Origin of the sequence: Pseudomonas sp. (assembly GCF_046581935.1) — a bacterium.
GTDB lineage: Bacteria > Pseudomonadota > Gammaproteobacteria > Pseudomonadales > Pseudomonadaceae > Aquipseudomonas.
In genome coordinates this window covers 22,103-42,984 of the sequence record NZ_JAYGFK010000017.1, presented here as the reverse complement: position 1 = coordinate 42,984, position 20,882 = coordinate 22,103, and the positions used below count along the sequence as shown (strand labels likewise).

Genomic DNA, 20,882 nt, shown 5'->3' with positions numbered 1-20,882 from the left:
TTGAGAGGGGTTTTTTTATGGAGTGCTGCTCACGCGATAACGGCAGGCTCAACCAAGCCTTTAGCCGTACAGATCTCATGGATCTCTCGGGATGCTTGCTTGTAGCTTGCAAGGACTTGAGCAGCCTTCTCTTGATTCGCCTTCCGCTCCTCGGCTGTAGCGGGCCTGAGATTACGCAACGAATTCCCCAGCATTTTCATCTCTCCACTCCATTGTATTTCTTAGACGGGGATCAAGCAGTCTTGGTTCCCGTAATACGAATCACGCATCCTGTAGATCGCATGGCGATAAGAAAGCCCATTCAGCTCATTGAGCTTGGATTCTTCTGGGACTGGCGCAGGCTGGCCTTCGTTCCCAGACGCTAGCATCCTTAGATACATCTCTTCGAAAAGAAGATCAAAGAGCTTAAATTTCTTTTCAAAATGGCCTTTGAGCAAGTGCCCATCGTCCATTTCATCAGTGAAGCACACGTACATTCCGTCGCCTAGCCGAGGTCGATGGTACATGACGACGCCAGGCTTTCTGGGTGGCAACGATTGGACACGCTCAGTCGGCCAAACACGGAACCACAACCATATGGTAGCGGCGGCACTCATAACGTATCTGCTGAAGGTAATCTCTACGATAGCTTTTGTCTCGTGAAGATTTTTGATCAGCTCGATCATTTGATCGACGTCGCCACCACCGTTGTGCCGTAAATGTAGCTCAATTTTCTGCCCAGCAGGTGCCGTTGCAAGCGCATTCAGGATCGGCGCAACGTTGGCGACTGAAATCTCGTCAGGGAGAAATAGCTCCAGCCTTTCCGGTATGCCGGCTAGCCCTACGTTGTCGGCAGTTTTGGGTTCTGCTTGAGCGTCCAATGCTTTTCCAACCGGCGTCAAAATGGAGGCGAGATTGTATAGATGGTCCAAAGTGCCATCAACTAATAACGAAATTATGTCCAGTGAAACGGTGCCGTTAGTCGCTTTCTCACAGACTAATGAAGCATATACTTGCTGCCTGAATGACAGCTTTTCGCCAGCCTCTGCCTTGGAGGCCGCGAAACTCCTGGACTAGCTGCGGGTTCAAATCCCCCCGGCTCCACCATTTAGTCTTCCCAGGAAGACCCAGAAAAGCCGTAAAGCCTAGAGAAATCAAAGCTTTACGGCTTTTTTCTTGCCCGCGTTTTCCCACCTAATCCCAGGGCATCCCACGGTTGACGGGGGCATATATGGGGGCATAAAACGCTCATCAGCTCGCTCGGAGAGGATGTGCCCCCAATGCCATTGAAAGACACCAACTGCCGCAACGCCAAGCCTCAGGACAAGCCATACCGCCTGTACGACGAACAAGGTCTGTACCTGGAAGTGCAGCCCAACGGAGGCCGTTACTGGCGCTTGAAGTACCGTTTTCTGGGAAAGGAAAAGCGCCTGGCGCTTGGTGTTTATCCTGAGGTCGGCCTGCAGGAGGCCCGGCGCAAGCGTGATGACGCTCGTGTTCAGCTTGCCGGCGGCCAAGACCCTTCGCTGCAACGGCGTATGGCCAAGGTGGTCAGCCAGCTTGATCACCAGCACACCTTTGAGTCAGTTGCCACGCAGTGGCTGAGTATTCGCGAGTCCTCCTGGGACCCGGAGTACACCCGCACAGTGCGGCAGCGCCTTGAGCTCAATGCCTACCCCTGGCTGGGAAAACTCCCGATCAGCAGCATCAGCACGCCGATGCTGGTCGAAAACCTCCAGCGCATTATCAAGCGCGGCGCTCGCGAGACGGCGCGTCGTGTTGCCCAGATCTACAAACAGATTTTCGAGTTCGCCGAAGCTGCCGGCATCACCCCACCCAACCAGATCGGGAATCTCTCGCGCACTCTCCCAGCCAAGCGGGTGAAACACTTTGCTGCCGTGACCGACCCTGAAAAACTCGGCGCACTGCTCAAAGCACTGGATAGCTATAGCGGAACGATGCCTGTCTGTTGTGCCTTAAAACTGGCTCCGTTGCTGTTCTGCCGACCTGGAGACCTTCGACACATGGAATGGTCGGAGGTCAATCTGGATGCTGGCGAGTGGTTGATTCCTGGTCACAAGATGAAAGGGCTAACTGCTACCAAACAGGATCGCCCAGATCACCTGGTTCCCCTCAGCCAACAAGCAGTCGCTGTTCTACGCGAACTGAAACCGCTCACCGGCAGGCATCGGTATACCTTCCCCTCGGCCCGAGGAGGCGACCGACCGATGTCCAACAATGCCGTTCTCAGCGCGTTACGCCGCATGGACATCAGCGGCGACGAGATGACGGGGCACGGCTTTCGTGCCACAGCGAGAACCGTAGGTGCCGAAGTCCTGGGGTTTCGCCCAGACCTCCTGGAGCATCAGCTTGCTCACACGGTAAAAAATCCGCTGGGACGTGCATACGACCGAACCTCATTTCTGCCAGAGCGGCGCGAAATGATGCAGCGTTGGTCAGATTACCTAGATGCCATCAAAGCCTGATCTCAAGGCTTGGGCTTGCAATACCGATCTCCGCTTGGTAAAAAACTGGCATCCCTCGGGCGTTCATAGGACTCCGTGGGATCGTCACGCTGCCCCGGTTACGGCGTTAAGAATCCGAAGTCCATCCGCTGTTAGCAAATGGACTTTCTGGCCGCCTCATCGGGGTATCGCCAGCATCTCGCAGGCCTTTTGCGCCTGCTCGCCTGCAACAAGGCTGCTAAAGAAACGTATGGACTCCTATTCCGTACCAGCAGGGTCTTTCCTCTCCCCCAACGCCAAAGACACAGCTTCAACTGTCATGCGCACAGCTGAAGCCGGCAATAAACCTCGGAGGCCCGTAACACGAGGCCCGACAAACATCCCTGCTTTGCAGTAGGAAAATCCGAGCGCCACTCCCAACACATATGCGTATTGCAGTACTTGAGGAGCGCTACAACGCCACCGCCTGAACACCATATGTCGCATCGAAAGACATGCCGGATGTGCTGTAGAGGCCAACACTACGTAGCTACGCAATAGGTTCATCTGTCACATATCTACCTCACTGAGTGACATGCTGGTTTATACGGCTAACCAGCCCGCCATCACGGCGGGCTGCGTCCCCTGAAAGGGGTACAGTTCTGCCTGAGGATTCCTGAGACCCTACACGGGCACCGTGTATACAACTCAACAGGAATCAACATGAGCAAAAGCGTCATCAGCAGCGAACAGGCTCCGGCCGCTATCGGCACCTACTCCCAGGCCATTCGCGCCGGCAACACCGTCTACCTGTCCGGGCAGATACCCCTCGATCCGCAAAGAATGAAACTGGTGGAAGGCTTCGAAACCCAGACCCAGCAGGTCTTCGACAACCTCGAGGCCGTTGCCATCGCCGTCGGCGGGTCACTGGCCAACATCGTCAAACTGAACATCTTCCTCACCGACCTCAGCCACTTCGCCAAGGTCAACGAAATCATGGGCCGCTATTTCAGCGCGCCTTATCCAGCCCGTGCGGCCATCGGTATCAACGCGCTGCCACTGGGCGCAATGGTCGAGATGGACGCCATCCTGGTACTCGACTGAAGCGAGCCTCACGGGGGCCTTGCAGGTCCCGTGATGACGCGCCGTAACAAGGCAATCAGCGCCAGTTTTGGTGCAGAAAAATCCCCTCCTGCTACGCAAAGTTACAGCTATGCGCAGGTGTTTCCATACGCCTGACAACTCAGTGTGCCGCCGCGATAAAAACCCTCGAAAGCCACGGCAAAAACAGCCGCAAAAGCCATTCGAACAGTACTTTTACGAGACAAAATCACGATTTTCGCCAGCAAGCGTAAATCATCCATAAATCAGTGGAAGCGGCCTGCTTTCTGCATATGTAAAACCATACTCGATTGCGGTCGCCAACCTTACGTGCGGCCCGTACGGCAACCAGTCCCTGAACCTGCAGGGCTCGCTAAATCACAAGAATAAAAGCCTACCGTTTGAGGAGCGCGATCCGTGATATCCAACATGAACACCCTGGCCCGTCTGGTTGGTGAGATCGGTACCAACGATTTCGATCAGCAGTTTTACGAACTCAGCCGTGAGATCCTCAACGTCAACCAATGCACAGTGTTTCGCTTCAGCAATGGTGAACAACCGGAGTGCCTGTTGGCCGAGGCCAATCACAGCCAGTACCGCAGCCTGATTCGTGGTATCGCCCAGGACTTCGCCCGAGAGGGCTATCAGCGCGACCCCAATCTCAACGGCCCGGGGTCGATGATCCCGTCCGGCAATCGCCTGATCGTGCGTTGCGTATCGCCCAGTCACGTGCGCGACGTGGCCTTCCGCAAACGCTTCTACGATGAGGCACTGGTACGCCAGGAGCTGGCGATGATTTCTTCGATCAACGGCCAGACCCTTTACTGCAGCTTCTTCCGTAGCGAAGAACAGAAAGACTTCGCCAGCGAGGATGCCCAGCAATTGCAGGTGCTTGGCAGCTTCCTGATTCAGACCTTGGGCAAGCACGCCGAAATCGTCGGTATGCGTCAGGGCCAGCAGAGCCAGCGCCCGGAGCCGGCGGCCCTCTGCCCGGAACGCCGCGAGCGCATGTACCAGGAGCTGCGCGCCACGCTGCTCAAGGCACCGGGCGGCCTGACCCAGCGCGAGGCGGAGATCTGCGCCTCGATCGCCCTCGGCTACACCACCTTGGGGATCAGCCTGAAACTGGGCATCTCGATCAACACCGTGGCCACTCACCGCAAGCGTGCTTACGCCAAGTTGGGTATCTCCTCGCAGAACGAACTGTTCGCCCGCTATTTCGACAGCATGGGTTACAGCCTGCACTGAAAACGACAAGGGGAGCCATTGGCTCCCCTTGTCGGTCTTCGTTTCACTTCACTCGCGCCATTCGACCTGCAACGGCTCACCGGCCATGCGCTGCAGGTGATCGACGACCACCGCCTGCAGTTCGACCAGCTCGTCACGATCCGGCGATTGCAGCGTGGCGCGCAGACCACCTTCGATCACCAGCAACTCACACACCGCTGGGTCGAATGGGATATGTGCACTGGTCTCATCGAAACGAACCTGGAACTTGTGACTCCAGTGCCGGCACAGACGCCTCAGGCAACGACTCGGTGCCGTCATGGCTATATCAGCATGGCAGTTGAACATGGTGTTCCCTCGGATAAAGTTGAAGGGTGACGACACCCATGGCGGCCGCACAAGCCCAGCGCTGTTTAGGTTCGGTACGCAAAGTCGTCGAGCGAAGGTCAGGCGATACCGATGGCGGCCCCACAAAAACGGGTGAGGAACGGACTGGGCTCGCATTCGAGTTTACGAACTGTAAATGAGCATGACTCACTACGCTCGCCCTTCGGGTCGCGCTGAAGCGCGTTAGCCGCAAGCGGCTTGCCGAACTCGTTTTTAACGAAGCATCACCGAGCGCAGGCACTTTTCGTACAGAACCTAGGCCACCTGCTGCCTCGCACAACGCTGCCAGTCGAGAGCCTGCTTAGGGTCCAGCAATAAGCCGCCAAGCTGGCTGCCGACGCTGCACTCCAACGCATCGAGTGCAGCGAGGTCATAGCACTGCAGGGTGATCTGCAGGCACTCGCCCTGCAGACGCAGGATGCGCCGGGAACGCTCATCGAGCACGACGCCCTGGCGACCGTCATAGAGCACGCGCGCGGCACGCCCCCAATGCTGACAGAGGCGCGCGAGGTAGGCTGCCGCCTGCGGGTTGGATATCTGCGCCTGAGAGACGTACAGCATCGCGCACCTCGACCTATTCGGGACGACCAACGCGGCCAACCAGTTCGGCAGCAGCATCGATCAGATGGCGCTGGTGCTCGAGCAAATCGTGGCCCTGCATATTGGCGAAGATCGCCTCGTGCGGGTCGACTACGCCACTGTCCAGTCCCGATAACTCCTCGAATACCGCCAGCCCCATGAAGGCGACCGTGAAGGGGTTGTAACCTCCCTCGTGGGTCACCAACAGACGACCTTGCGCATGGCGCTCGGCCACTTCGCGCAGGCGCGCGGTGAACCAGCGGAAGGCCCCGCCATGCAGGATCATGCGCCCCAGCGGATCCTGCGCGCCGGCATCGTACCCGCAGGGGATGATCACGAATTCCGGCTCAAAGCGCTCCAGCGCCGGCAGCACCACGCGTTCGAAGGCATCCTTGTAGGCACCGAAACCACAACCGGCCGGCAGCGGGATGTTGATGTTGTAGCCCTTTCCCTCACCTTCACCGTTATCGGCGAGAAAACCGGTGTCCGGCGGGAACCACTGATCCTGGTGCAGGGAAATGGTCAGCACACTGGCGTCACTGTAGAAGGTACGCTCGGCGCCGTTGCCATGGTGCACATCCAGATCGATCAGCGCCACGCGGCGTACGCCGTACACTTGCTGGGCATGACGCGCGGCCAGCGACGCATTGGAGTACAGGCAGAAGCCCTTGCCCTCGTCCGGCTCGGCATGGTGGCCAATGGGTCGCACCAGCGCATAGGCGTTGTCCACCTTGCCGGAGAAGATCGCATCCACCGCTTCCAGGCAGCCACCGGCGGCCAGCTTGGCAATGTCCACGCTGCCCTTGGTGAAGGGCGCATCGAAGCCGGCACTGGCGGCTGGCAGCAGATTGTCGGCCTCCAGTTTGTCCAGGTAGCCCGGCGTGTGCACGCGCAGCAGCTCGTCACGACTGATCGGCCGCGCCTTGATCGGCACCAGTTTCTCGGTCATGTCGCTCACATCCAGCAGGTTTTTTAGGCGCCGCTTGGTTTCCGGGTGTTCGTGGTGATAGCCCTGCTGCAGCGGGAAATCGGCCGGCAGGATGCCCGCATAGCGACCCTGGTCGTGCCACATAAAACGTTCATTCCAGACCAATCCGGTTTTGCGACTCATAGCTGACGCTCTCCAATCAGTGTTTCGATTGTTGGCAAGCGTGCCGCCCTGCACGTCCCGAATAAATACCCGCTCAGGGTGACCTGTGCGGTATATCGCCACTTCGCTCGCCCGGATACATCAACAGGCTCTGGGTGGTCACCCTACCGGGGTAGCGCTTTTTCGGTGAAATGCTTGCAGTTTGCATACTGCAAGGCAGCGCTACGTCTGCCCATAACGAACCAGCACCGTGAGGATCACCCGATGTCCCTGTCGCGTTTCATCAGCGAGGAGCAGATCGCTGCTATTCGTAAACCGCTGCCGGAAGCGTCCCTGTTGCCCTTCAACTGCTATAGCGATCCCGCCTTCCACGCCTTCGAGGTCGAGCAGGTCTTCATGCGCACCTGGCAGGCCGTAGGCCGTATCGATCAGGTGGCCGAACCAGGCCAGTACTTCACTCGCGAACTGTTCGGCGAGCCAATCGTGATCGTGCGTGGCGAAGATGGCGACATTCACGCCCTGTCCAACGTCTGCCGCCACCGTGGCCGCCAGGTCATGGAAGGCACCGGGCGTTGCCGCAAGCATATGGTCTGTCCCTACCATGCCTGGGCCTACGGCCTGGATGGCCAGTTGGACAAAGTGCCGTTCATGGACAAGACGGCCAACTTCGCCACCGCCGACTGGAAGCTGCCACGTCTGGCCGTGGACATCTGGCAGGGTTTCATCTTCGTCAACTTCGACCGTGACGCAGAGCTGCTGTCGCCACAGCTCAAGACCCTGGACAAACTTCTCGAACCTTACGACATGGCCAACATGGGCTGCGTCGACTTCGAGCGTTACCAAGGTGCCTGGAACTGGAAGTCGACCATCGACAATTTCAGTGAGGCCTACCACCAGCCGCCGATCCACACCGAAACATTCGAACCCTGGTGCCCTGCTCACCTGGCGGTGTACGACGACGTCGACGGCCCCTACAACCTGTTCTGGATGCCTACCGGCAACAACCAGCCGTTCCCTACGCCACTGCCGACCATCGAAGGGCTACCGGAGCGTTACTACTCCAACGCCATCGTCATCAACGTGTTCCCGCACTTCCACCTGCTGATCGATTCCTCCTCGGCCATGTGGCTGGACTGGGACGTGCGCGGCGTCGAGGACCACGACCTGGTCTGGCGCTTGGTCGCACCACGCAGCACGCTGGATGCAGCGGACTTCGAGGAACGCAAAAAGATTCTCCACTCGGCGCTGCGCCCGGTCTGGGCCGAAGACGAATTCGCCTGCCTCGGCCATGCCCGTGGCGTACGTTCGCGCTTCGTCCAGCAGGGGCGCATGTCATACATGGAAAAAGCCCTGCACCAGTTCCATAACTGGCTGCTCGACCAGTACCAGAGTGCGCCACTGCCAACGGCGAAGATGATCGCCAAGGGCTGATCGAGTGCAACAAAAAGCCCCGTTACGGTTTGCCGTAGCGGGGCTTTTGTTTGGCTACGCAGACACTGGTTGCCTGATGCAAAAAGCCCCCGGCGACAACGCCTGGAGGCTTTCTCAACGCAGCAGGTACGCCTCACTCATCGAGCGACAAGGTCAGTGCCACACCGGTCTTGGCGCTGATCTCGCTGAGGGAAACCCCCTCCGCCAGTTCGATCAGTTGCAGCCCATGCGGCGTCACATCGATCACACCCAAATCGCTGATGATGCGATTGACCACGCCCTGCCCCGTCAGCGGCAACGTGCACTCGGCGACGACCTTATGCTCGCCGCTCTTGGCGGTGTGCTCCATCAACACCACCACACGCTTGACCCCAACGACCAGATCCATCGCCCCGCCCATGCCCTTGACCATCTTGCCGGGGATCATCCAGTTGGCCAGGTCGCCCTTCTCCGACACCTGCATGGCGCCAAGAATGGCCAGGTCGATATGACCGCCACGGATCATCGCGAATGAGTCGGCCGAACTGAAGAACGAAGCGCCGGGCAACGCACTGACGGTCTGCTTGCCGGCGTTGATCAGGTCGGCATCGACCTCTTCGTCCAGCGGGAACGGGCCAATGCCGAGCAGGCCGTTCTCGCTCTGCAGCCAGACGTCCATGCCGGCGGGAATATGGTTGGCCACCTGGGTTGGCAGGCCGATGCCGAGATTGACATAGAAACCGTCCTGCAATTCCTGGGCAGCACGCTGCGCCATCTGATCACGCGTCCAGGCCATGCTCAGGCGCTCCTCGTGGTGCGTTGCTCGATACGTTTCTGCGGGCTGGCGTTGAGCACCAGACGCTGCACGAAAATCCCCGGCGTGTGGATCTGATCCGCATCCAGCTCACCCAGTGCGACGATCTCCTCGACCTCGGCTACGGTGATACGCCCGGCACTGGCCACCATCGGGTTGAAGTTGCGCGAGGTCTTGCGAAACACCAGGTTGCCGGCCGTATCAGCCTTCCATGCCTTGACCAGGGCAACGTCGGCGCGCAAGGCGCGCTCCATCACGTAGATGTGGCCATCGAACTCGCGCAGTTCCTTGCCCTCGGCGACCAGCGTGCCGACTCCGGTGCGGGTGAAGAAGGCCGGAATACCGGCCCCACCGGCGCGCAGTTTCTCGGCCAGGGTACCTTGCGGGGTGAACTCCAGCTCCAGTTCGCCGGCCAGGTACTGGCGCTCGAACTCCTTGTTCTCACCGACGTAGGACGCCACCATCTTGCGTACCTGGCGCATCTCGAGCAGTTGCCCTAGGCCAAAGCCATCGACCCCGGCATTGTTGGAAATACAGGTCAGACGCCGTACCCCGCTGTCGCGCAGCGCGGCGAGCAGGGCCTCAGGAATGCCGCATAAACCAAAGCCGCCAACCGCGATAGTCTGGCCATCGACGACGATGTCGGCCAGCGCAGCATCGGCGCTGGGATAGAGCTTGTTGGCCACGACAGAACTCCTGTGTTCAGACGAAGGTGCAAGCGTCTTCGAAGGACAACCGTGGCAAACGGGGGAACAACTTCGACGGATCGCCATAGCCCAAGTTGCAGATGAAATTGCTGCGGATGCTGGTGCCGGAGAAGAACTCTTCATCGAGCAGGTCGGCGTCGTATCCGGACATCGGCCCGCAATCCAGCCCTGTTGCCCGCGCGGCCAGCATCAACCAGGCCGCCTGCAGGGTGCTGTTGCGAAACGCGGTGAGCGCGCAGCCTTCCGGGTCGTCGCTGAACATCGCGCGCACATCGGCATGCGGGAACAGCCTGGGCAATTGCTCCCAGAAGGCGAGGTCATAGCCGATGATGGCCGTCACGGGCGCGGCCATGACCTTGTCCAGATTGCCGGGGCGCAGGGCCGGCTTCAGGCGTTGTTTGCCTTCGGCGCTGATGACGAAGATCAGCCGCATGGGCATGCCATTGACCGCTGTAGGTGCATAGCGCACCAACTCCCAGAGTTCGCGCAGTTGCTGAGGCTCTACAACCTTGGGCAAGAACCCGTTATGGCTGCGCGCTTCTCGAAACAGTAGATCCAGCCCGGCGGCGTCGAGCTGCTGCAGTTGCTGGCCGACCTCGGTGGCCAGTTGCGAATGTGCATTCAAGGCTTGCTCTCCTGAACAGCGCCCAGCCAGTGCGCTGGCTGCTGAAGACGTAGGCGAGGCCGCTGCTGCTTCTAACGAAGCAGCAGTAACCCAGGTAGTTCTCAACAGCCTGCTGGGCTGGGCGCAGCTGACTTACCAGCGATTGAGGGTGAAGGCCTGGTCGAGCACGGAAACCACTTCGTCGACGTGATCTTTGGTGAAGGTCAGTGGTGGCGAAATGATCAGCTTGTTGACGATGGTGCGCACCATCACGCCGTTGTTCACGCAGCTTTCCGAGATGGCGTTGGGGAAGGCATCCTCGGGGCCGAACGGCTCCTTGGTGGTGCGATCCTTGACCAGTTCGACGGCGATCATCAGGCCCTTGCCACGCACGTCGCCGATGGCACGGTGCTTGTCCTTGAGCTCCAATAGGCGCTGTTTGAAGTAGTCGCCGACCACATGGGCGTTCTCCGCCAGGTTCTCCTTGAGCACCAGGTCGATGGCCGCCAGACCAGCTGCGCAGGACACCGGGTGACCGGAGTAGGTGTAGCCGTGCATGTACACAGAAGTGAAGCCGGCATCGTTTTCCCAGGCCTTGGCCACGCGGGCATTAACCAGAGTCGCAGAGAGCGGCACGTAGCCACTGGAGATACCCTTGGCCAGGCACATGATGTCGGGCTTGACGCCCCAACCGCGCGAGCCGAACAGGCTGCCGCTACGGCCCAGGCCGGTGATCACTTCGTCGGCGATCAGCAGCACGTTGTACTTGTCGGCGATCTGGCGCAAACGCGGCCAGTAGCTGGCCGGCGGCACGATCACGCCACCGGCGCCCTGAATCGGCTCGGCGATGATCGCCGCGACGGTGTGTGCGCCCTGGATTTCGATCTGCCGCTCCATGATCTGCGCGCAGATTTCCGCCAGTTCTTCCGGGTCATTGGTGAAGGGGTTGCGGTACAGGTGCGGGCCTTCGACCTGGATGAAGCCGGGCATCAGCGGCTCGTAGCTGCTGCGCCAGGCGATGCCGCCACAGGCCGACATACCGCCGAAGTTGAGGCCGTGGTAGCCGTTGTACAGCGAGATGAACTTGTACTTCTCGCCCTGGCCTTCGAGCTTCCAGTACTGGCGAGCGATCTTCAGCGCGCTCTCTACCGCGTCGGAACCACCAAGGCCGAACGACACCTTGGCCATGCCTTCTTCGGCAGTGATCTCGATCAGCTTCTGCGACAGTTCGATGGAGGGCGCGTTGCTGCTGCCGGGGAACAGCGAGTAGTAGGCCAGTTTTTCCATCTGCTTGGTGACCGCCTCGACGATCTCCTTGCGACCGTAGCCGGCATTGACGCACCACAGGCCGCCCTGGCAATCGATGAAACGGCGACCGTCGACGTCGGTGATGTGCACGCCGTCGCCGGACTCGATGATCACCGGCAGGTTGTCACGCAGCGCTTTCGGATCCTGCATCGGGTGCATGATGTGCCGGGTGTTGTGCTCTTTCAGCCAAGCACTGTTCTTGCTGCTCATGGTCGACTCCAAAATCATTCCTGATGGGGCAGAACGCGCTCGGCGCATCCTTAAGACGAGACTCTAGGGATTGCCCTCGGCAGCGTATCTACCCTCAACGGGTGAGATTTGCCGAAGCGGCGACCTCGCCAGGTATACCGGGCGAGGCCTGAAGCCATCAGCCCTGCGCGGCCTCGACAGGCTGCAGATACTGATCGAGCAGCCAGTTCTGCAACTGGTGCACCGACTTCTCCATGAAGCACGGCCGGCCAATCGCAGCATGCCGCGAGCGCACCCCCGCATTGACCCCGGCGCAGGCGGCCACGTCTTCGTCCCAGACCTCCTTGAGCAGCTCGCCGAGCGCCAGCTTGCGCACGGCGAAGTCCGGCATCTGCGCGGTGGTCTCAGGCACCAGGATGCGCCAGCGCAGGTCATGGTCATCCGCCGAACGCGGCTCCCAGTCCAACCAGGCGATCACCCCAGCATCGATCAGCAGGTGGAACAACGGAAACACGTTGACCACGATCATCGTCTCGTTGAATGCGGCGGGAATCCCCGGGCACGGCGGGAACAGATCTAGCAACGGCTTGCCGGTGATGGTCGGCATCCAGAACAGGTTGTAGGGGCCGTCGACGTCGTCGTATTTCTGCAGGCGCGCCGGGATATAGGGCTCGATGCTGTTGGCATGCACGGCGGTCTGGTGATAGCCCTCGGTGAAGTTCTCCAGGCTGACCTTCCAGTTCCAGTTGACCGGGTACTGCTTGAGTTCGAAGCACTTCATGCTGGCCATGTCGAACGGAGCCAGCAGCTCATCCAGGCTGGCCAACTGCGGGCCGAGCCGCTCGGCATCATCAGCGAAGTTGACGAAGATAAAGCCCTGCCAGACCTCGGTAGCGATCTTCGGCAGGCCACACTTGCGCCGCTCGAAATTGGCGGTCTTGTGCATCATCGGCGTGGCCACCAGCTCGCCGTTGGGCGAGTAGCCCCAGCCGTGATACGGGCAACTGACCAGGTTGGTGCGCTCGTCGAACTTGCCCGCGCCATCGGCGATACGCGCGGTGCGGTGACGGCAGACGTTGGAGAAGGCCTGGATCACGCCCTCTTCATTGCGGGTGAGCAGAATCGGTTCGTTGAACATGTCCCGCGCCAGGTAGCAATTGGCTTCCGGCAATTCGCTGACATGCGCCACCGGCAGCCAGGTACGCATGAACACATGCTCGACCTCGAAGTCGTAGAACGCCGGGTCGTGGTAGAGCCTGGGCGGCAAATAGGAGGCCTCCGCCAGCGGGCGGCGAACGTCGTCGATCTGTTGCTGGGTGATAAATGTGTGCAGAGCCATCGGACATTTCTCTCCGGAAAGTGGGCGGTCTGCACGCAAGGCAAAGCTCGTTGTTGCTTTGCCCGGATGATGCGCCGCCGCCCCGGCCGTGCGCATACCCTGGCAGGGTGACGACAGCCTGTCGCAGCACGGCGTCAGCATCACCCATTCAGGGTATTCGGTGCCCCGGCCACAGCCGGCATAAAGCAGATCCCATCGCAAAGGAGCGCCATGCCATGAAGCGACTGATGCTCGCCGGCTTACTGCTGCAGGCTGCCTGCCAGGCACAGGCCAGCGACGTGCTGCGTGTCTACAACTGGAACCTGTACATCGAGCCGCAGGTGATTCGCGAATTCGAGCGCCAGTACGGCGCGCGCGTCGACTACCAGACCTACACCACCCCACAGGAACTGGACGATGCCCTCGCCCGTGGCGAAACCTGGGACGTGATCGTGCCGCTGCACTACCAGCTCAAGGCCATGCAGATGCGCCAGCAGCTGCAGCCGCTGAACCTCGCGCAGTTGCCCAACCGGCAGTTCGTCGACCCGGCACTGAGCGCCATGCTTGCCGGCTTCGACAAGCAGAGCAGCGACTACGCCATTCCCTATATGTGGGGCAGCGTCGGCCTGCTGCTCAACCCACAACAGGCCGAGCAGGCACTGGGCGAGCCCGCCGCCGCAAGCTGGCGGCTGCTGTTCGACCCCGAGCAGAGCGGGCGTTTGCAAGCTTGCGGTATCAGCCTGTTGGACACCCCGGACGAAGTGGTGTCGCTGGCCATGAACTACCGTGGCCGCCCCCTCGGGCAAAGCACGCCCAGGCAGATCCAGCGCCAGGCCCAGGCCCTGCAACCTCTGCTGGACAAAGCACGTATGGTCGACGACCGCCAGTACTTTCAGGAGATCGCCGCCGGCCGACTATGCATCGGCATGGCCTGGCTCGGCCACGCACTGAGCGCGCTCGACGCGAACCCGGCACTGCGCTACGTGATCCCCGAAGAAGGCAGCCTGATGTACATCGACAGCCTGGTCATCCCCGCCAACGCGCCCAACGCCGCCCTCGCCCATCGCTTCATCGACTTTCTCCTTGCACCGCCAAATGCCGTGCGCAACTCGCTCGCGGCGCGCGCCTATTCGTCGCTGGACGCGCAACATCCAGCGGCACACGATCTGGCCAACACCGCGCCCAACCTGGTGCCATCACCGCGCCAGCGCCGCCAGTTGCATCTGCTGGAAAACCTGTCGGACAAGCAGAGAGCAGCCATCAATCAGGCCTGGTCAGAACTGCGCAAACCATGAGCCTGGTGGCGGACAAGCCTTACGCCTGTCCGCCCTACTCAGCGCAAAGGGCACGACCTGGCGCAAGGGCAACACAAGCAAAAAAGACCGCTCTGCACTTGGCAAAGCGGCCAGGGTCAAGCCGGAGCAGAGGGCGTTGACGGTAGCGGTTACTCAGCGCACGTAGCCGTGGCTGGAGCCAAAGATCTTCTCGCGCTCGGACCAGTTGTGGCGGGTGTCCCAGTGTTCCAGTACGGCCATGGCCTCGCGCTCGAACATGGCATCCATTTCCGGGGTCGCTGTATGCACACCGAGTTCCAGACGATGGCCCGAGGGGTCGAAGAAGTAGATCGACTGTAGAAAGTCGTCATGGTTGACCGGGCCCAGCACCTCAATACCCATCGACTCCAGATGAGCCTTGGCCTTGAGCTGGGTTTCTTCATCCTTGACCTTGAACGCGAAGTGCTGAACCCAGCCTGGTGTTTCCTGGTCACGTCCCGAGGGCGCGCCGGCATCCTTCGGCAGCTCGAAGAAGGCAATGCAGCTGCCATCTTCCATCTGGAAGAAAATATGAATGTGCGGGCTGTAGGCACCGGTCGAAGGGACGTGATCCTCACCCATGGCGTGGATGAATTTCAGCCCCAGCGCCTTGGTGTAGAACTCGACGGTTTCCTTGGCATCCTTGCAGCGATAGGCAGCGTGGTGAAGACGTTGACACAGCATGGAGTCATCTCCTGGAACGGCGATTGTTATTGGTAAACGGGACAAGCCTCAGAGGCGCGCCACCAACTGATCGATGGCACCGAAAACGGAATTGCCGGCACGGTCGAAGTGCTCGATACGTACACGCTCGCCAAACTTCAGCAGCGACGTGCTGGGTTTGCCGGTATTGATGGTTTCCATGGCGCGAAACTCGCCAATGCAACCGGCCCCCACCGTTTCATCCTCGTTGGAAACGGTGCCCAGACCGACCAGCGTGCCCGGCTCGAAGGCCCGCGTCTGGGCGACGTGCGCGATCATGTGGCCGTAATGGAACGGCGTGTCGATGCCGGTCTCGATGTCGCCGAACAGCTCACCACGCACCCAGCACTTCATTTTCCCGGAGACCAGCTTGCCGTCCCACAGCTCGCCCAGTTCGTCCGGGGTGACGGCAATCGGACCCAGGCTGGAAGCCGGCTTGCCAGTGAGAAAGCCGAAGGTGCGCTTGAGTTCGGCCGGGATCAACGCACGCAACGAGACGTCATTGAGCAACACGAACAGGCGCACGTAACCGGTCGCCTCTTCGGCCGACACGCCCAGCGGTACGTCACCGGTAACTGCGGCGATCTCCGCCTCGAAGTCGATACCCAGGTTGTCGTCAGGCAGGCGGATCGGGTCGTTCCAGGCCATGAAGCCGTGGGAGATGCCCTGGTACACCAGCGGCGCATCGAGGATGTCATCCGGCAGGGAATCACCACGGGCCTGACGGTTGCGACGGATATGGCTGAGGTAGCAGGCACCGTCCAGGTACTGGTAGCTGCGCGGCAGCGGCGCGGCCAGCCCGTTCAGATCGAGGGCGAAAGCACCCTCGGCCGTGCCGGCATTGAGCGCCGCGTACACCGCCTGCAATTGGCCCTCGACCTGCTCCCAATTATCCAACGCGGCCTGCATGGTCGGTGCGATGGCGCTAACTTCGACGGCGCAACTAAGGTCGCGGCTGACCACCAGCAGTGCGCCGTCACGGCCGGATTTGCGCGAAGCGAGTTTCATAACGGGTACTCCAGTTTCAAGGCACGGGCGCGAAGCGCTCATGCAGATTGTTGTCGTTGAAAAAAACCTCAGGCTGCAGCAGCGACACCTCCATGGACAGCGCCAGGTAGGGCTGCACCTGGCGCAGCGGTGCGCAGTAATCGCGGATCAGCTCGAACACTTGCTGCCCCACCGCCTGGCGTAGCCCGGCCGGGCGCGCGGCGCTGAGCTTGAGCTCGACATGGATGCCGGCGTAGTCCAGCGTGCCATCGGCGTGGCGGTAGTCATCGATGCGCCGGGCACGGCTGCGGATGCCGCCGGTAGGGAAAATCCCCAGGCCGATCAGCAGCGTGTGCACCTGTTCGAACAGCGGCTGCAGCTGCAATGCTCCGTCGAGGTTGGCGGTGTAGTCGACGATCAAGTGGGGCATCGATCAACCCACCTGCATCAGCACGGATTTACTCTCCAGGTAACCATCCAGGCCCTCGCGGCCCAGGTCGCGGCCGTAGCCGGACTGCTTGGTGCCACCCTCCGGCAAGGCCGGATAAGGGAAGCCGGCATGGTTGACCGAAACCTTGCCGCTTTTCAGGCGCGGCAGCAGTTGGTGGATGCGATTGACGTTCTGGCTGAACACGCAGGCGGCCAGGCCGTAGGCGGTGTCATTGGCCAGGTGCGCGGCCTCGTCGAGGTCATCGAACGGCAGTACCGCCAGCACCGGGCCGAATACTTCTTCCTGCACCAGCGCATCGCCCTGCGGCAGGCCGGCGACCACCGCCGGCGCCACGTAATAGCCGGCCTCGCCCTGAATACGGCGCTGGCTGATCAACTCGCCACCACGGTTCACCGCAGCATCGACGAAGCCCTGCACGCGGTCACGCTGACGGGCATTGATCAGCGGGCCCATCTGGCTGCCCGGATTGAGCCCGGCCCCGAGCGCAATGGCGTCGGCCTGGCGCGCCACACCTTCGAGCACCTGTTCGTACACACCACGCTGCACATACAGACGCGCACCGGCCACGCAAATTTGTCCGGCATTGGTGAAGATGGCATTGGCCGCGCCACTGATGGCGACGTCCAGATCGGCATCATCGAAGACGATGGTCGGCGACTTGCCGCCCAGCTCCAGGGTGACCTTCTTCAGCGTGTCGATGGCCAGACGATTGATGTGCTTGCCGGTGGCGGTGGAGCCGGTGAAGGAAATCTTGCTCACCAGCGGATGAGTCACCAGTGCCTCACCGGCTTCGCGGCCCAGGCCGGTGACCACGTTGACCACACCTGCGGGGAAACCGGCCTGGCGCACCAGTTCGGCAAGAATCAGCGCGCTCAGCGAGCTGTCCTCGGCCGGCTTGAGCACCAGCGTGCAACCGGCAGCCAGGGCCGGCGCCAGCTTCCAGATGGCCATCATCAACGGCACGTTCCACGGCACGATGGCGCCAACCACGCCGACCGACTCGCGGCTGGTGTAAGCGAAGAACTGACCGGGGAACGGCATCTTCACGTCATGGGTGTCGCCGACCAGCTTCGATGGCCAGCCGGCCATATAACGCAGTACCCCGGCCGCGCCACCGACATTGATACCGGCGAACCAGTCGGGCATGCCGTTATCCAGCGACTCGATCTGCGCCAGCAGCTCGGCGTTCTCTTCGATCAGCGCGGCCAGACGCAGCATCAGGCGCTCACGCTCCAGCGGCGGCAGATTGCGCCAGGCCGGATTGTGGAACGCCTGGTGAGCGGCCTGTACGGCGGCATCGATCTCGGCGGCACCACCAGCGGCAATGGCGCTAACGCGCTCGGCGTTGGCCGGGTCGATCACATCGAGACTGGCACCGGCAGTCAGCCACTCACCGGCGATGAAATGACCGTGATTTTGGTCGAGAAATTGACGGGCAGCAGCGCCCAGTCGGGAATGATCGTTACGTGCGATAGCCATGGCAGTTGGCTCCCTGAGGGATGGAGAACATGGCGCCATGCTAGGGGCCGCCCCACCATCGCTACATACCCGCCATGGGTGACCTGAACAGCGCCGCCAGAAACGCAAACGGGGCCACGCGGGCCCCGTAATCGGATACGGACCAGTCACTCAGGCATAACTAGGCAGCACCGTGCGTTTGACGCTCAGGCCATACAGGGCGATGCCGATGAACAGCCCTACGATCAGGTTGCCACCAGCCACCAGCCAGCCCAGTGCTGGCTGGCCGTATACCTCAATCAGCGCCCCACCGACATAGGCACCTCCAGCCATGGTTAGAAAGAAAACACCACCGATGGCCGCCGAGGTACCGCCCAGCGGGTCGTACTGGCTGCTCAACCCCTGCAGGTACGGAAGGATGAAGTAGGTGCCAAACAGGATACCGGCGATGCCTAGCGAGAAACTCCACAAGCCGCCTGCATTGGCAGCGCTGAAGGTCGCCAAGGCATGGATCAACAGCACCGCCAACAACGGCAGCAGGGGTTTGACCCGCTCGCCGAGCACGCCGCACAGCAGGCTACCGGGAATAGCACCGAGCACTGCCAGGGAAATGGTGCTGTTGATACTGCTGTCGGCCAAGCCGGCATGGCTGCCCATGACGAAGGAGAAGGTGAAGGCCGCTCCGCTGCCACAGGCGAACACCGCCATCGCCGCCACCAGCCAGTAGGACGCGGCATTGGGCAAACCGAAACCACGTGGTGCCTGATTGTGCTGCACCAGGCGGGCCTGCAGGCCGAAGCAGAACGGCGTCAGCATTAGGCAGACCAACGCCAGGATGGTGAACAGGCCCAGCCCGGTGAAAGCTTGCTGCAACGGCGCCAGCACGAACAACAAAGCCGAGCCAAGCAGCACATTGACGATATTCGCTGTCGCCAGGCGTACATGCGGACGGCAACCGCTGGCCAACACGGCATTGGCCAGGCCCATCAGCACACCCTGGGCAGCGCCGCAAAGAAGGCGCAGCAGCGCCAAGCCGGTTACCTCCAGAACAATGCTGGACAGGTATTCGGTCAACACCAGCACCACCGCGGCGATGATCGCCATGCGCCGCACCGGCAAACGGTCGGCGCAGAAGGCCAGGCCCAGCGAGCCGAGCGCCACGCCCAGCAGCTCCAGCGCCGCCACGCCACCTGCCAGGCCTTCACCATAGCCACGCGCGCCCATCAGGCTAAAGACAATCTCCGGCGCGACCCAGCCGCCGACGTTGCCAAGAAAGTAGACCCAGATCACGGCCAGCAAGGTAAAGGCCAAAGGCCGGTTGTGCGTTGTACGCATGGTTGCACTCCAGTGTCGTTATCAGGCGTTCGTTGTTGTTCTGGAAGGCGGCCGCCTCACGGCGCGACCCGTAGTTTGCTGCCATCGATGAAACGTGAGTAGCGATAGGCATGGCCGTCGATGCTTGGCTGGCGACCGGTCATCAGCTCACTGAGCAGCCGCGCGCCAGCCGGCGCCATGGTCAGGCCGTAGGCCGAATAACCGGTATTGAGGTACAGCCCCGGCACCTCATCCAGTGCAGAGATCACCGGCACGGAGTCCGGCGTAGCATCGATCATTCCGGCCCAGTGCTCGACCACCCGCGCCTCGCGGAAGGCCGGAAACTCGGCGGCCATGTTGGCGATGGTTTGCAGGTTCAGTGCCATGTCCGGCTGCGGGTCGAGCATGCGCTGCCGCTCGAAAGGCGAGACCTCATCCAGTGCCCAACGTCGTGGCACCTTCAGGTCATCGAAGAAGGCCTTGCCAAACTTCACCTTCATCTGCCGCCACTGGTTACGCAGCGCTGGTAGAAAGGTCAGCAGCAATTCAAAACTGTCGCGCGTAATCGGGGCGGAGTGCCCACTGGTAGGGCCGAATACATAGCCACCATCGGCATGCCGGCGAAAGGCATAACCTGGCGCATAGGCATTGACGGTCGGGCCACCGGCCAGCGGTGCGATGCGAACCAGCGAGGAATGAATCGACAACTGTGGTAGGTAAACTCCGGCATTACCGCAGAACAACCGACTCCAGGCACCGCCGGCCAGCACCACCTGACTGCAACGAATACGCCCGTGCTCAGTGAGCACCGCACTGACTACCCCGGCACTGCGCTCGATACCGCGTACGGCGCAGGGCGCAAACAGTTTCGCGCCACGTGCTCGCGCCGCCTCGGCCAGGGCCGCGCTGGCCTGCTCCGGTTCCACACGACCATCGGAGGGTTGGTAGAGCGCACCGGCAAAACGCTTGCTCGCCCCAGGTACGTGCGCCGCCAGTACGCGACTGGAGAGCATCTGCGCATCCACGCCGTGCCCCTGCACCGCATCCAGCCAGGCTTGCTCACCGGCCAGTTGCGCTTCGTCATGGCACAGGTGCATCAAGCCACTCTGACAATAACCCAGGCGCTCATGGCCCAACTGATCGGCCAGATCGCGCCAGAGGCGCTTGGACAACTGGGTCAGCTCCATCTTGATCGGATCGAGACCGAGGTTGCTGACCCAGCCGAAGGCTCGACTGGTCTGCTCACCGGCAACTCTGCCTTTCTCGCAGAGCACCACTGACAAGCCCGCACCAGCCAGATAATAGGCTGTACTCAGGCCAGCGATACCGCCACCGACCACCACCACATCGCACGCTTCTGGCAACTGTTGATCAAGGGCAACGGCAAGCGCCCTGCCGCCACTCAGCGGAGAGTTGCTCGGGATGGGATGAATGGCGCCCATAACATGATTCCTAACTGCTTGACGATGGCATCAGTCAACCGCGCCCGGTCATCGGCAG

The 20,882-nt window shown here is 61.1% G+C and carries 20 protein-coding genes; 5 read left to right on the top strand and 15 right to left on the bottom strand.

From position 1 onward, the window contains the following. Positions 1-221: 221 nt before the first annotated feature. Complete coding sequence (locus tag VCA57_RS15420) at positions 222-911, bottom strand: hypothetical protein (protein WP_411185957.1); 690 nt, start codon at positions 909-911, stop codon at positions 222-224. A 348-nt stretch (positions 912-1,259) separates the two neighbouring features. Here VCA57_RS15420 and VCA57_RS15415 point away from each other — a divergent pair, with 348 nt between their 5' ends. From VCA57_RS15415 to VCA57_RS15405, 3 genes are all read left to right on the top strand, one after another. Further along, complete coding sequence (locus VCA57_RS15415; protein ID WP_411185956.1) at positions 1,260-2,465, top strand: tyrosine-type recombinase/integrase; 1,206 nt, start codon at positions 1,260-1,262, stop codon at positions 2,463-2,465. A 681-nt stretch (positions 2,466-3,146) separates the two neighbouring features. Continuing rightward, the gene (locus VCA57_RS15410) at positions 3,147-3,527 is read left to right on the top strand and encodes a RidA family protein (protein WP_411185955.1); all 381 of its coding nucleotides are present in this window, start codon (positions 3,147-3,149) and stop codon (positions 3,525-3,527) included. A gap of 426 nt (positions 3,528-3,953) precedes the next feature. Further along, complete coding sequence (locus VCA57_RS15405) at positions 3,954-4,772, top strand: helix-turn-helix transcriptional regulator (protein WP_411185954.1); 819 nt, start codon at positions 3,954-3,956, stop codon at positions 4,770-4,772. Between the two features lie 48 nt (positions 4,773-4,820). On the opposite strand, the gene VCA57_RS15400 is transcribed toward VCA57_RS15405, so the two are convergent. From VCA57_RS15400 to VCA57_RS15390, 3 genes are all read right to left on the bottom strand, one after another. Then, complete coding sequence (locus VCA57_RS15400; RefSeq protein WP_411185953.1) at positions 4,821-5,099, bottom strand: DUF2218 domain-containing protein; 279 nt, start codon at positions 5,097-5,099, stop codon at positions 4,821-4,823. A gap of 294 nt (positions 5,100-5,393) precedes the next feature. Beyond that, positions 5,394-5,699, bottom strand: coding sequence for a DUF2218 domain-containing protein (locus tag VCA57_RS15395; RefSeq protein WP_411185952.1), 306 nt, complete (start codon positions 5,697-5,699; stop codon positions 5,394-5,396). Between the two features lie 13 nt (positions 5,700-5,712). Continuing rightward, a complete protein-coding gene (locus tag VCA57_RS15390) occupies positions 5,713-6,828 on the bottom strand; it encodes a class II histone deacetylase (RefSeq protein ID WP_411185951.1) in 1,116 nt (371 codons plus the stop codon). Positions 6,829-7,071: 243 nt separating this feature from the next. On the opposite strand from VCA57_RS15390, the gene VCA57_RS15385 reads away from it, so the two are divergent. After that, the gene (locus VCA57_RS15385) at positions 7,072-8,238 is read left to right on the top strand and encodes an aromatic ring-hydroxylating oxygenase subunit alpha (protein WP_411185950.1); all 1,167 of its coding nucleotides are present in this window, start codon (positions 7,072-7,074) and stop codon (positions 8,236-8,238) included. 133 nt (positions 8,239-8,371) lie between these two features. On the opposite strand, the gene VCA57_RS15380 is transcribed toward VCA57_RS15385, so the two are convergent. The 5 genes from VCA57_RS15380 to VCA57_RS15360 all read right to left on the bottom strand — a co-directional run bounded on the left by VCA57_RS15380 (position 8,372) and on the right by VCA57_RS15360 (position 13,178). Continuing rightward, positions 8,372-9,013 carry a 3-oxoacid CoA-transferase subunit B gene (locus tag VCA57_RS15380; RefSeq protein ID WP_411185949.1) on the bottom strand — a complete coding sequence of 214 codons (642 nt, stop codon included), beginning with the start codon at positions 9,011-9,013 and terminating at the stop codon, positions 8,372-8,374. Between the two features lie 2 nt (positions 9,014-9,015). Further along, a complete protein-coding gene (locus VCA57_RS15375; RefSeq protein ID WP_411185948.1) occupies positions 9,016-9,717 on the bottom strand; it encodes a CoA transferase subunit A in 702 nt (233 codons plus the stop codon). Positions 9,718-9,733: 16 nt separating this feature from the next. Then, positions 9,734-10,321: a malonic semialdehyde reductase gene (locus tag VCA57_RS15370; protein WP_411186103.1), complete on the bottom strand. Its 588-nt coding sequence runs from the start codon at positions 10,319-10,321 to the stop codon at positions 9,734-9,736. A 174-nt stretch (positions 10,322-10,495) separates the two neighbouring features. Then, positions 10,496-11,860, bottom strand: coding sequence for an aminotransferase class III-fold pyridoxal phosphate-dependent enzyme (locus tag VCA57_RS15365; RefSeq protein ID WP_411185947.1), 1,365 nt, complete (start codon positions 11,858-11,860; stop codon positions 10,496-10,498). A 157-nt stretch (positions 11,861-12,017) separates the two neighbouring features. Beyond that, positions 12,018-13,178, bottom strand: coding sequence for an aromatic ring-hydroxylating oxygenase subunit alpha (locus VCA57_RS15360; RefSeq protein ID WP_411185946.1), 1,161 nt, complete (start codon positions 13,176-13,178; stop codon positions 12,018-12,020). 215 nt (positions 13,179-13,393) lie between these two features. On the opposite strand from VCA57_RS15360, the gene VCA57_RS15355 reads away from it, so the two are divergent. Next, positions 13,394-14,452: an extracellular solute-binding protein gene (locus tag VCA57_RS15355; RefSeq protein ID WP_411185945.1), complete on the top strand. Its 1,059-nt coding sequence runs from the start codon at positions 13,394-13,396 to the stop codon at positions 14,450-14,452. Between the two features lie 153 nt (positions 14,453-14,605). Here VCA57_RS15355 and VCA57_RS15350 read toward each other — a convergent pair whose 3' ends face one another. The 6 genes from VCA57_RS15350 to VCA57_RS15325 form a co-directional block, all read right to left on the bottom strand. Then, on the bottom strand, positions 14,606-15,154 hold the full coding sequence (locus VCA57_RS15350; RefSeq protein ID WP_411185944.1) for a VOC family protein: 549 nt from the start codon (positions 15,152-15,154) through the stop codon (positions 14,606-14,608). 48 nt (positions 15,155-15,202) lie between these two features. Beyond that, positions 15,203-16,180 (bottom strand): fumarylacetoacetate hydrolase family protein, encoded by a 978-nt coding sequence (locus VCA57_RS15345; protein WP_411185943.1) that lies wholly within the window; start codon positions 16,178-16,180, stop codon positions 15,203-15,205. A 16-nt stretch (positions 16,181-16,196) separates the two neighbouring features. Beyond that, positions 16,197-16,589 carry a 5-carboxymethyl-2-hydroxymuconate isomerase gene (locus VCA57_RS15340; RefSeq protein WP_411185942.1) on the bottom strand — a complete coding sequence of 131 codons (393 nt, stop codon included), beginning with the start codon at positions 16,587-16,589 and terminating at the stop codon, positions 16,197-16,199. 3 nt (positions 16,590-16,592) lie between these two features. Next, complete coding sequence (locus VCA57_RS15335) at positions 16,593-18,089, bottom strand: aldehyde dehydrogenase family protein (protein ID WP_411185941.1); 1,497 nt, start codon at positions 18,087-18,089, stop codon at positions 16,593-16,595. Positions 18,090-18,239: 150 nt separating this feature from the next. Continuing rightward, on the bottom strand, positions 18,240-19,403 hold the full coding sequence (locus tag VCA57_RS15330) for a hypothetical protein (protein ID WP_411185940.1): 1,164 nt from the start codon (positions 19,401-19,403) through the stop codon (positions 18,240-18,242). Positions 19,404-19,459: 56 nt separating this feature from the next. Next, the gene (locus VCA57_RS15325; protein ID WP_411185939.1) at positions 19,460-20,824 is read right to left on the bottom strand and encodes an NAD(P)/FAD-dependent oxidoreductase; all 1,365 of its coding nucleotides are present in this window, start codon (positions 20,822-20,824) and stop codon (positions 19,460-19,462) included. Positions 20,825-20,882 lie beyond the last annotated feature (58 nt).

Excerpts from the sequence above, each read along its gene's own strand:
- VCA57_RS15380 (WP_411185949.1), bottom strand. The coding sequence starts at position 9,013 with ATGGCCTGGACGCGTGATCAGATGGCGCAGCGTGCTGCCCAGGAATTG.
- VCA57_RS15335 (WP_411185941.1), bottom strand. The coding sequence starts at position 18,089 with ATGGCTATCGCACGTAACGATCATTCCCGACTGGGCGCTGCTGCCCGT.
- VCA57_RS15405 (WP_411185954.1), top strand. The coding sequence starts at position 3,954 with ATGAACACCCTGGCCCGTCTGGTTGGTGAGATCGGTACCAACGATTTC.
- VCA57_RS15400 (WP_411185953.1), bottom strand. The coding sequence starts at position 5,099 with ATGTTCAACTGCCATGCTGATATAGCCATGACGGCACCGAGTCGTTGC.
- VCA57_RS15390 (WP_411185951.1), bottom strand. The coding sequence starts at position 6,828 with ATGAGTCGCAAAACCGGATTGGTCTGGAATGAACGTTTTATGTGGCAC.
- VCA57_RS15360 (WP_411185946.1), bottom strand. The coding sequence starts at position 13,178 with ATGGCTCTGCACACATTTATCACCCAGCAACAGATCGACGACGTTCGC.
- VCA57_RS15325 (WP_411185939.1), bottom strand. The coding sequence starts at position 20,824 with ATGGGCGCCATTCATCCCATCCCGAGCAACTCTCCGCTGAGTGGCGGC.
- VCA57_RS15340 (WP_411185942.1), bottom strand. The coding sequence starts at position 16,589 with ATGCCCCACTTGATCGTCGACTACACCGCCAACCTCGACGGAGCATTG.
- VCA57_RS15385 (WP_411185950.1), top strand. The coding sequence starts at position 7,072 with ATGTCCCTGTCGCGTTTCATCAGCGAGGAGCAGATCGCTGCTATTCGT.
- VCA57_RS15355 (WP_411185945.1), top strand. The coding sequence starts at position 13,394 with ATGAAGCGACTGATGCTCGCCGGCTTACTGCTGCAGGCTGCCTGCCAG.
- VCA57_RS15365 (WP_411185947.1), bottom strand. The coding sequence starts at position 11,860 with ATGAGCAGCAAGAACAGTGCTTGGCTGAAAGAGCACAACACCCGGCAC.
- VCA57_RS15395 (WP_411185952.1), bottom strand. The coding sequence starts at position 5,699 with ATGCTGTACGTCTCTCAGGCGCAGATATCCAACCCGCAGGCGGCAGCC.
- VCA57_RS15415 (WP_411185956.1), top strand. The coding sequence starts at position 1,260 with ATGCCATTGAAAGACACCAACTGCCGCAACGCCAAGCCTCAGGACAAG.
- VCA57_RS15330 (WP_411185940.1), bottom strand. The coding sequence starts at position 19,403 with ATGCGTACAACGCACAACCGGCCTTTGGCCTTTACCTTGCTGGCCGTG.
- VCA57_RS15350 (WP_411185944.1), bottom strand. The coding sequence starts at position 15,154 with ATGCTGTGTCAACGTCTTCACCACGCTGCCTATCGCTGCAAGGATGCC.
- VCA57_RS15410 (WP_411185955.1), top strand. The coding sequence starts at position 3,147 with ATGAGCAAAAGCGTCATCAGCAGCGAACAGGCTCCGGCCGCTATCGGC.
- VCA57_RS15345 (WP_411185943.1), bottom strand. The coding sequence starts at position 16,180 with ATGAAACTCGCTTCGCGCAAATCCGGCCGTGACGGCGCACTGCTGGTG.